6 protein-coding genes and 1 pseudogene are annotated in these 6,780 nt (G+C 69.6%); 3 read left to right on the top strand and 4 right to left on the bottom strand.

All coding sequences use genetic code 11. The features are described from left to right. Positions 1–88: 88 nt before the first annotated feature. Both lepB and ACGFY9_RS48830 read right to left on the bottom strand, forming a co-directional pair. Positions 89–706: a signal peptidase I gene (gene lepB, locus ACGFY9_RS48835; protein ID WP_393765649.1), complete on the bottom strand. Its 618-nt coding sequence runs from the start codon at positions 704–706 to the stop codon at positions 89–91. Positions 707–868: 162 nt separating this feature from the next. Beyond that, positions 869–1,711 (bottom strand): annotated as a pseudogene (locus tag ACGFY9_RS48830) (PTS sugar transporter subunit IIA); the annotation flags it as partial. 256 nt (positions 1,712–1,967) lie between these two features. On the opposite strand from ACGFY9_RS48830, the gene ahcY reads away from it, so the two are divergent. Both ahcY and ACGFY9_RS48820 read left to right on the top strand, forming a co-directional pair. Further along, a complete protein-coding gene (gene ahcY, locus ACGFY9_RS48825) occupies positions 1,968–3,425 on the top strand; it encodes an adenosylhomocysteinase (protein ID WP_393765647.1) in 1,458 nt (485 codons plus the stop codon). Positions 3,426–3,588: 163 nt separating this feature from the next. Further along, entirely contained in the window at positions 3,589–4,203 is a 615-nt protein-coding gene (locus tag ACGFY9_RS48820; RefSeq protein ID WP_393765645.1) for a hypothetical protein, read from the top strand. Between the two features lie 50 nt (positions 4,204–4,253). Here the strand turns inward: ACGFY9_RS48820 and ACGFY9_RS48815 are convergent, their stop codons facing one another. After that, entirely contained in the window at positions 4,254–5,249 is a 996-nt protein-coding gene (locus ACGFY9_RS48815) for an RDD family protein (protein WP_393765643.1), read from the bottom strand. Between the two features lie 128 nt (positions 5,250–5,377). On the opposite strand from ACGFY9_RS48815, the gene ACGFY9_RS48810 reads away from it, so the two are divergent. Then, positions 5,378–6,385 carry a stage II sporulation protein M gene (locus tag ACGFY9_RS48810; protein WP_393765651.1) on the top strand — a complete coding sequence of 336 codons (1,008 nt, stop codon included), beginning with the start codon at positions 5,378–5,380 and terminating at the stop codon, positions 6,383–6,385. Between the two features lie 168 nt (positions 6,386–6,553). On the opposite strand, the gene ACGFY9_RS48805 is transcribed toward ACGFY9_RS48810, so the two are convergent. Beyond that, positions 6,554–6,780, bottom strand: a 227-nt coding sequence (locus ACGFY9_RS48805) for a hypothetical protein (RefSeq protein ID WP_393765641.1), incomplete at its 5' end; no start/stop codon positions are given.

Below are 6,780 nucleotides of genomic sequence, written 5' to 3'. Positions count from 1 at the left end.
CCGTCAGCTCGTGTCGCCGCACCATACGGAGCTGCTGCCCGGCAAACCCCGAGATCCACCCAGCCCACCAAGAGCCATCAGAAACGGCCTAGCCCTGCTGAACGGGCCACGGCGCCACCGGCACCGCCCGCTGCCGCCGCCGTACGACGAACGCTGCGATACCCAGGCCGATCCCGACCAGGGCGAGCGCGGCCCCGCCGATGACCACCGCCCCGATGCCGGAGGCGACCGTACGGCCGTCGACCACCCGGCCCCGGACAGCGGACTCGGCCACCGTCCCGTCGTGGTCGCCGGCGAAGAAACGCGAATCCCTGGAGTTCGCGCGGTTGTCGCCGAGCAGGAACAGCCGCCGGTTCGGGACCGTCACGTCGTACGTCTTGTGCACGCCGTCGACGTCACCCTGCTTCACATAGGGCTCCGCAAGCGGCTTTCCGTTCACGGTGATCCGCGCGGCCGCGCCCGAACCCGCGCAGCACACCACACGGTCGCCGCCCACCCCGACGACCCGCTCCATCACGCTCGCGCTGAACCCGTAGCGGTCCGGCGCCGAGAACAGCACAACGTCACCGCGGTGCACCTCGCCGCCGTCGGCCTTCTCGTAGACGATCACGTCGCGCGGCTGGTACGTCGGCGCCATGCTCTGGCTGCTGATGGTGGAACTCCCGTACGAATTCCGCGCGTACGCGAGCGCGCCGACTGCCAGCACCCCCCCAACAGCCCCACCACGACAGCCGCGACCCCGAGTCCCCGCCCCTTGCCCGACATCGTTTCCCTCCCCATGCGGCACTTCCGCGGGCGCGAGGCCAGCGGGTCTCTGTGAACGGTCTGTGCGGGCCCGCGACCTGCGACGGCCGCGGGCCCGCAGCGGCTAACCGACCTCGCTCAGCACACCGAGCACCGCCGACTCGTCCTCGGCCGCCGCCAGCCGCTCCCGGAACCCGGCATCCATCAACTTCCGCGACAGCAGCGCCAGAATCCGCAGATGCTCATCACCCGCGGCCGCCTCCGGAACGGCGATCATGAACACCAGCCGGGCCTTCGTACCGTCCAGGGAGCCCCACTCGACCCCCTCCGCCGACCGCGCGAACCCGACGACCGGCGCACTCACCGCATCCGTCTTGGCATGCGGAATCGCGATCTCCTCCCCGAGCCCGGTCGTCCCCCGCGCCTCCCGCCGAAGCGCGGTCGCCACCAACTCCTCGACGTCCACGACCTTCCCGGTCCGCGCCAACAGCCCGGCCATCTCCCGGATCACGTCCTCCTTGGCGTCCGCGTCGAGCCGCACCTTCACGGTCCGCTCGGTGAGGTAGCCGGAGAGGACTTCGGGGGTGGGGCTCGCGGTGGTGGGGGAGCCGGAACCCGGGGCGCCTTCGGCGGCGGCCGGGTCGGCACCTGTCGTAGTGTCAACTACGTTCGCAACAGCCGTACTTGATCCGCCCGAGCCCAGCACGTCCGCTGTCACCGTCTCTCCGCGCACAGCCCGCCGCTCCGCTACGACGGCCCCGGCGCCCGGCGCTCCCGCCCCGGCCCCGACCAACGCGAACTCGGGTTCGACGGCGACCCCGTGCCCGACGGACCCCCCGCGCCGCCTCCGCTCGCTCACGTCGACCAGCGCGACCGTCGTCACCGCGGTGACCGCCGTACCGATCGCCACCGCCACGAAGAACATCGGTACGCCGCTCACCGCGCCCAGCACCGCCACGATCGGCCCGCGGAGTTCGGCCGGATCCATCCGGAGGTGGGCTGGGGGCGGCCGGGTCCACCGGTGTAGCTTGGTGGGGAGCCAGACGTCGCTGCTGATGGCGGTCGGGCGGTCCCGACGCGGACCGACCGAGGGAGAGAGGGCCTCCGACGGACTGCGCTGCGCGTACGGGGGCATCCCTGTGCCCTCCTTCGGGCACCCTTGTGTCCGCTGCCGCGCAGACCAGCCGTATCCACCAGGCCCCAACCCCGAGGAGCTCCTCGTAATGACGACTGTCGACAACCGACAGGACTTCAAGGTCGCCGATCTCTCCCTGGCCGAGTTCGGCCGCAAGGAGATCACCCTCGCCGAGCACGAGATGCCCGGCCTGATGTCGATCCGCCGCGAGTTCGCGGCCAGCCAGCCGCTGGCCGGCGCCCGCATCATGGGCTCGCTGCACATGACCGTGCAGACCGCCGTCCTGATCGAGACCCTGGTCGCCCTCGGCGCCGAGGTCCGCTGGGTGTCCTGCAACATCTTCTCCACCCAGGACCACGCGGCCGCCGCCATCGCCGTCGGCCCGAACGGCACGCCCGAGAACCCCCAGGGCATCCCGGTCTTCGCCTGGAAGGGCGAGACCCTGGAGGAGTACTGGTGGTGCACGGAGCAGGCGCTGACCTGGCCGAACACCCCCACCGGCGGCCCGAACATGATCCTGGACGACGGCGGCGACGCCACCATGCTCGTCCACAAGGGCGTCGAGTACGAGAAGGACGGCAAGGTCCCCTCCCTCGACACCGCCGAGTCCGACGAGCACCGCGTCGTCCTCCAGGTCCTGCAGCGCACCATCAGCGACGGCTCGCAGAAGTGGACCCAGCTCGCCTCGGAGATCCGCGGCGTGACCGAGGAGACCACGACCGGCGTCCACCGTCTCTACGAGATGCACCGCGACGGCACCCTCCTGTTCCCGGCGATCAACGTGAACGACGCCGTCACCAAGTCGAAGTTCGACAACAAGTACGGCTGCCGCCACTCCCTCATCGACGGCATCAACCGCGCCACCGACGTCCTCATCGGCGGCAAGACCGCGGTCGTCTGCGGCTACGGCGACGTGGGCAAGGGCTGCGCGGAGTCCCTGCGCGGACAGGGCGCCCGCGTGATCATCACCGAGATCGACCCGATCTGCGCGCTGCAGGCGGCGATGGACGGCTACCAGGTCACGACGCTGGACGAGGTCGTCGACAAGGCCGACATCTTCGTCACCACGACCGGCAACAAGGACATCATCATGGCCGCGGACATGGCCAAGATGAAGCACCAGGCGATCGTCGGCAACATCGGCCACTTCGACAACGAGATCGACATGGCCGGCCTCGCGCAGATCCCGGGCATCGTCAAGGACGAGGTCAAGCCGCAGGTCCACACCTGGACGTTCCCCGACGGCAAGGTCCTCATCGTGCTGTCCGAGGGCCGCCTGCTGAACCTGGGCAACGCCACCGGCCACCCCTCGTTCGTGATGTCCAACTCCTTCGCGGACCAGACCCTGGCCCAGATCGAGCTGTTCACCAAGCCCGAGGAGTACCCGACCGACGTCTACGTGCTGCCCAAGCACCTCGACGAGAAGGTCGCCCGCCTGCACCTGGACGCGCTCGGCGTGAAGCTGACCACGCTCCGCCCGGAGCAGGCGTCGTACATCGGCGTCGAGGTCGAGGGCCCGTACAAGTCGGACCACTACCGCTACTGAGCCGGCGACCCCCCCCGCTGTGACCGCGTCCGTGCACTGACGCGGTTCTCAGCGGCGGGTCCTCAGCAGCAGATCCTCCGAGGCAGGCCCCCGCACCCCCGTGCCGGGGGCCTGCCCCTTTGGTTCCTCTGGCCGGACCGGCCCGTCAAGACCCAGGACCCCGATGCCCCGCGGCCGTTATTCGCTCCACGATCCGCACGATCACACCCCCCTTGCTGACGAACACTTCCAGTGCGCCCCCGGCCCGTCCGGCTGGCGTTATGTCTCCCAACTCACCACCCCCTCCGGCGACCACAGCGGCTCCGTCGACCTCACGCTCGACGAACTCGGCCGCCCGATCCGGCTGGAACTCCACGCGGCGAGCTGGCAGGTGCGCGGCGCCGCCCTCGACGGCGTCACCTGGGTCCGCACCGACCCCACCGGCACCGATGCCACCGAAGGCAATGTGCGCGCCCACGCCTTCACCGGCACCTCCCCCGCGTTCCTCATCGCCACCACCCGTCTCCTGCGCCTCACCCCTTCCTCCGCCGCGACCCGCGTCCGCCTGGTCAGCCTCACGGAACCGGTCCTCGCCCCCCGCACCGTGGACCAGTCCTGGGCCTTGCTGAAAAGAGAAACACACGGCACTGACAACGGCCCTCTGTCCGTGGACGAATACCAGGTCACAGCCCTGGACACGGGCGAGCAGCACGCCGTGCACATCGCCGGCGACGTGGTGCTCGCGGCACCCGGCATCGAGCTGGAGGAGCTGGAGTCTCCGCCGTCGGTCTTCGGCTGAGCGGCGGTGTTCCGGCCCGGTCGCGGAGACGCAGGACGAGGCCAGGAGCGTCAGGCGGGCGGCGCGAATCCGGTGGAAGGCCGGGGTTCGGCGGGCGCTGCGCTCTGCGGTGCCGGCGGCGTGGGGCTTGGCGCGACCTGCTCGGCTTCCGCACCTGCCGCGGGGGCACGCCAAACCGGGGGAGCGGAACCGTACGGCCGCTGAAAAGCCGGTGACGGCTGGATCGCCGAGTTACCGAAGGCACCCGGCACACCCGCCCCGGGCCTGAACCCGCCGGACGGTACGCCCCCGGCCGCGCCGTTCCCGAAGGCCCGCCGCACATCCCTTGCCTGCCGCTCCTGCACCACCGCCGCCAGATACGCGGCCGGAGGAACACCGTGCGGCGCCGGAGTACCCGTACGAGCCACCAGGTCCGCGGCGAGCCGCTCGGCCATGGCCCAGCCGACCTGCGGATCCAGCTGCTGCATCCGCGTCAGGTACTGCCGGACGGCCAGCCACAACCCGTCGGGAACGGCGGACAGATCAAGCTCGGCGAAACGTCCCGTCAGCCACGGCGGCGGAGGAGGCACAAAGGCCGTCGGCCCGGCGGACACCCTTTCCCGTACGACGAGAGTGCCCGCGAACACATCCCCGAGCCGCCGCCCGCGCGCCGAAACGAGCGAGGCGATACAGGCGACGACCCCGAACGTCATCAGGATCTCGATCACACCGATCGCACCCCGCACGAGCGCGTGCCGGAACCGGATCGGCCCGCCGTCGTCCCGCACCACGCGCAGCCCGAACGCCAGCTTCCCGAGCGAACGCCCATGGCTCAGCGTCTCCACCGCTATGGGACCGCCGACCAGCACCAGCACAAAGGCCGCGATCGACATGGCGACCTGTGCCGCGACGTCCAAAGAGGCCGTGGAAAACATCAGCGCCACGGTCACGGCGGTGTAGGCGGCGATGGCCACGATCAGATCGAGCAACACCGCCAGCGCCCTGCTGGGCAGCCTCGCAGGGCGCAACTCCAGCGCCACCGCCTCGCCCGTCACCAGCTCACTCACGCCTGCCGCCCTTCCCCTGCCCTGCCCCTGGAACAGCCAGTCTGCCAAGCTGAGGGCAGATCATGCCCCAGTACGACAAGCTGATCCCGGACCAGCAGTCGACGAGCAGCCGAGGAGCAGGCAACCAGATGGACCTCGACGTCTTTGTCTCGGCCCACCGAGCCGAGTGGGACCGCCTCGACGCGCTGCTCCGCCGCCAGCGTCGCCTCAACGGCGCCGAGGCCGACGAACTCGTCGCTCTGTACCAGCGCACGGCCACCCATCTCTCCCTGATCCAGTCCAGCGCCCCGGACCCCCAGCTCACCGGTCGACTCAGCCAACTCGTGGCACGCGCGCGTAGTGCGGTGACAGGAACCCGCCGAGCCTCCTGGCGTGATGTCACGCGCTTCCTGGGACACAGTTTTCCGGCCGCGGTCTACAGAGCACGCCATTGGTGGGTCCCTACGGCTTTGCTGTCGACCGTGGTGGCGATCCTCCTGGGCTGGTGGATAGGCACCCACCCCGAGGTGCAGTCCTCCATCGCGGCTCCGAGCCAACTGCGCGACCTCACCCGCCCGGGTGGCGAGTACGAGACCTACTACTCCAGCCACCCGGCGGCCGCCTTCGCCGCACAGGTCTGGACGAACAACGCCGAGGCCGCCGCGATGTGCCTGGTCCTGGGCGTGTTCCTGGGCCTGCCGGTCCTTTGGATCCTCTTCGAGAACATGCTCAACCTGGGCGTCGGCATCGGCCTGATGTCGTCGGCAGGCCGACTCGACACCTTCCTCGGCCTGATCCTCCCGCACGGCCTGCTCGAACTCACGGCAGTCTTCGTCGCCGCCGGCACGGGAATGCGCCTCGGCTGGACCCTCATCGACCCCGGCCCACGCTCGCGCCGCACAGCCCTGGCCGAAGAGGGCCGAGCAGCCGTGGGCATGGCCATCGGCCTGGCCTTGGTCCTGTTCGTCTCCGGCGCCATCGAAGGCTTCGTCACCCCGTCAGGCCTCCCCACCTGGGCCCGCATCGGCATCGGCATCGTCGCCGAAGGGGCCTTCCTGACGTACGTCTACGTCCTGGGCGGTCGTGCCGTGCGTGCCGGGGAGACGGGCGACGTTGAGGCGGCCGAACGCAGTTCCTCCGTCCCCACCGCCGCCTGATGTGCGGGCACTCCTGCTGAGCTGCTATTCTCCTCTTCGCCCCACAGGAGCCGTTGACACGGACCGGTCGGGGAGGTAGATTCGAACAGTTGCCTAGAACTGGATCTGATCCGGTCGGCGACAGTGAGTGTCTGTCTGCTTCTTTAAGCATCGATGGAAACATCGATTTCAAAGAAGCCACACTCCCGATGAATCGGAAAAGAGCGGCCGGTCAGTCCGGCCCGGAACTTCTGATAAAGTCGGAACCGCCGGAAAGGGAAACGCGGAAGCGGAAACCTGGAAAGCACCGAGGAAATCGGCACCGGAAACGGTCTGATAGAGTCGGAAACGCAAGACCGAAGGGAAAAGCCCGGAGGAAAGCCCGAGAGGGTGAGTACAAAGGAAGCGTCCGTTCC

The organism is Streptomyces sp. NPDC048504 (assembly GCF_043200035.1).
In the GTDB taxonomy this organism is placed as follows: Bacteria; Actinomycetota; Actinomycetes; order Streptomycetales; family Streptomycetaceae; genus Streptomyces.
This window is presented reverse-complemented; position numbering and strand designations above follow the sequence as displayed.